Below are 2,925 nucleotides of genomic sequence, written 5' to 3' on the forward strand. Positions count from 1 at the left end.
GATCAGCATCCTGTGAATCACATTTTTAGCCCAATGGGTACCCCGTGAGTCTGATCAAGAAACGGTTGGTATGATCCGCTCAAAACGCAGATCAAAAGCGCCCCAAAAAACCGTCAATCAAAGCGCCAAAACCCAGAAATTACTCGCCAAGAACATCAATCAACGGTTCTTCGATCCCTCCATCTTTTGAAAGGTAGACGTTCTGCAAGCAGTGTTGAGTTGTTGCTCGGTTTCTGGAAAAGAACTTGTTATGTGAGATACTTTTACATCACATCTTTTGTGGTACCATCAGAAAGTTCACCTTCCCATTTTGCGGAGATGGCGGCTGCATACCCGTTGCCAAGCACATTGGTGGCGGTCCGGGCCATATCCAGAAAATGATCAATGCCCAGAATAAGGGCGATGCCGGCCTCTGGAAGACCAAACTGAGGCAGCACGGCGACGAGCGTCACAAGAGAGGCGCGAGGCACACCGGCAATGCCTTTACTGCTCAGCATCATGACCAGCACCATCAGCGCCTGCTGAGACCAGGGGAGGGTAATGCCGTAAGCCTGGGCGATAAAGATTGCTCCGAATGACTGGAACAGGATCGAGCCATCCAGATTGAAGCTGTAGCCGAGAGGTAGAACAAAGCCACTGATGCGGGTTGGTACGCCGAAATTCTCGAGCTTTTCAAGCAGTAGAGGATAAACGGATTCACTGCTCGCTGTGGCGTAGCCAAGGATAATGGGCTGGAAAAGCTCCTTGAGGAGATCCTTGATACGCGGACCCAGTACCAGAAAAGCCAAGCTTGTCAGAACGCACCAGAGAACGAGAATAGTGCCGTAGAATTCAACAAGAAAGCGTCCGTAGTGCAGTAGCATCGCACCGCCGCCGCTGGCGAGGCTTCCCATCACGGAGCCGAAGACAGCTACGGGAGCCAGAAGCATGACCATGTCCGTCATCCGGAGCATGATGTGACCAAGCTCTTCGGTCCAGTTGAGCATGGTTTTGCCCGCTTTGCCGGCGGCCGGGAGTGCCAGTCCGAAGAGCACCGAAAAGACGACGATTTGCAGAATATCGTTTCGGGCCATGGCATCCAGAATGCTGGTCGGAGCAATGTGCAGCACGAAATCGATTGGCTGAAAAGGATGTTTTAGACTGGCAATGTCTGTGATCGGTGGCGCTGAAAAGCCGATCCCCGGCTTCAGGATGTTTGCGGCCAGAAGGCCGATCGTGAGTGACACGAACGACATGGCGATGAACCAGAGCAGGATACGTCCTCCGACACGCAGGATCAGCGTATCGTCTCCCAGTTTTCCAATGCCGCTGACGAGTGTGGCGAAGACGAGTGGCGCAATGACCATCTTGATCAGGCGGAGGAAAAGCCCGGTCATAAGCTTTCCTGCCTGTTCTCCCGCATGAATGGCGCTGTTGCCGAGCGTGTGGAGAAGAAGCCCGCCCAGAACACCAAGAACTAGCGCAACGAGTATGGCGTAAGTGCGTTTTTTCGTATCGACCTGAGATGCAACTGCGGCCATCGAGCTTTTCTTCTCCGTTGAGTGATGTTAGGGTGCGTAGCCGGTTTTATAGAGGAAAAGATGTTGATGCGTCAAAGTAATAAAATTATACCCTCATGAGATTATATTTTTTATAAAACTTTTCTCTTTATTTTAGGGTATAATTCAAAGGTTTGTTTTTACTTTTATTGTATAAATACTTGACAATATAAGTGATTTGTAGTGTTTTTTTTCATTGGGATTGGGCGAGTTTGGCAAAATAATGAGAATGACTGGTAACGTATTGGTGCGGAGCGCAGGTGGTTACGTTTGTGGGATGTGCCTCCTGTTTGTGACCAGTGTATCGGAGGCCAGAGCCGACCAATGGTATACAGGATCGCTGGTTTCACCATCCGGTGCCAAGAATCATGCCGGAGATGCCGGGATTGAGCCTTATTTTTCATACAGTCAGCCTGTTGGTACGTTTGCGTCCAACGGTACGGGACACCCACTGCATCCGCGCCAACAGACATTTTCCAATTCCACGATGTGGAAATATGGAATTCTCGACGATCTCAGTATTCAGGCGCATACGGTGATCAGTTACGGCTGGAAACACGGCGCTGGGCATGCGCATGGACCCAGGTTCGGTGATTTCCCGGTCGACATGATCTGGCGTTTCATGCGGGCTAATCCGAAACGCTATATTCCTGATCTGAATCTTGTCGCGGGTGTCATTTTCCCGACGGGCGACTATTCCCATCTGAAGTCATCGCAGGACGGTTTCGGGGGCGGTGCTTATGTTTTTCGTATGGCGCTGATCGAACAGTCTACCTACACACTGCCGGGTGGACATGAGCTGCGACTGCGTGTCTGGAGCTGGTTCAGGCATGCCTTGAATTCAGCGCGTTTGCGCGATGTTACCAGTTACGGAACGTCGGAAGGCTTTGTCGGGCGTGGCAGCCCGGGTATGAGCGGTCAGGTCGGCTTTTCTCTGGAATATGCCCTGAGTCAGAAATGGGTGCTGGCAGCGGATGTGGCGCGGGATTGGTCTAACGGCTCCCGTCTGAAGGGGCGTTACGCATCCGGATTGGTCGTCAGCAGGACTGGTGCCGCTTCGACAGACTGGCAGGTGGCCCCTGCTATCGAATATAGCTGGAATGCACGTTGGGGAATTATCGCGGGTTCAGCGGTTTATTATGCCGGACATAATACTGGCATAAAAGTTTCTCCGCAGTTCGCCATCAACACGATTTTCTGATCCCTGGGTCGCAGGTAGATGCAGGTGGAGGGTTCGAAAAATTCTCTGGTTTTGAGGCTTCTTTTGTGATTCCATTTCTCCCGAGTTGATTGGGGTATGGATCATGAAACAGTCTGGTTTCTTTGACGTTGAAGAGCGGCTTGCCCGGTTGAGCGGGCTTGGCGATCAGCTCGAAGCGTTTTCCCG

The 2,925-nt window shown here is 51.6% G+C and carries 3 protein-coding genes; 1 reads left to right on the forward strand and 2 read right to left on the reverse strand.

The features are described from left to right. Positions 1 to 263 precede the first annotated feature (263 nt). On the reverse strand, positions 264 to 1,520 hold the full coding sequence (locus LOC54_RS11945; RefSeq protein ID WP_279314011.1) for a dicarboxylate/amino acid:cation symporter: 1,257 nt from the start codon (positions 1,518 to 1,520) through the stop codon (positions 264 to 266). 247 nt (positions 1,521 to 1,767) lie between these two features. Here LOC54_RS11945 and LOC54_RS11950 point away from each other — a divergent pair, with 247 nt between their 5' ends. Continuing rightward, the gene (locus LOC54_RS11950) at positions 1,768 to 2,739 is read left to right on the forward strand and encodes a hypothetical protein (RefSeq protein ID WP_279314012.1); all 972 of its coding nucleotides are present in this window, start codon (positions 1,768 to 1,770) and stop codon (positions 2,737 to 2,739) included. On the opposite strand, the gene LOC54_RS11955 is transcribed toward LOC54_RS11950, so the two are convergent. Further along, positions 2,723 to 2,925, reverse strand: a 203-nt coding sequence (locus tag LOC54_RS11955) for a hypothetical protein (protein WP_279314013.1), incomplete at its 5' end; no start/stop codon positions are given. The two genes, LOC54_RS11950 and LOC54_RS11955, sit on opposite strands and share 17 nt — an antisense overlap.

The sequence above is a fragment of the Acetobacter sp. AN02 genome (assembly GCF_029759835.1).
Lineage (GTDB): Bacteria > Pseudomonadota > Alphaproteobacteria > Acetobacterales > Acetobacteraceae > Acetobacter.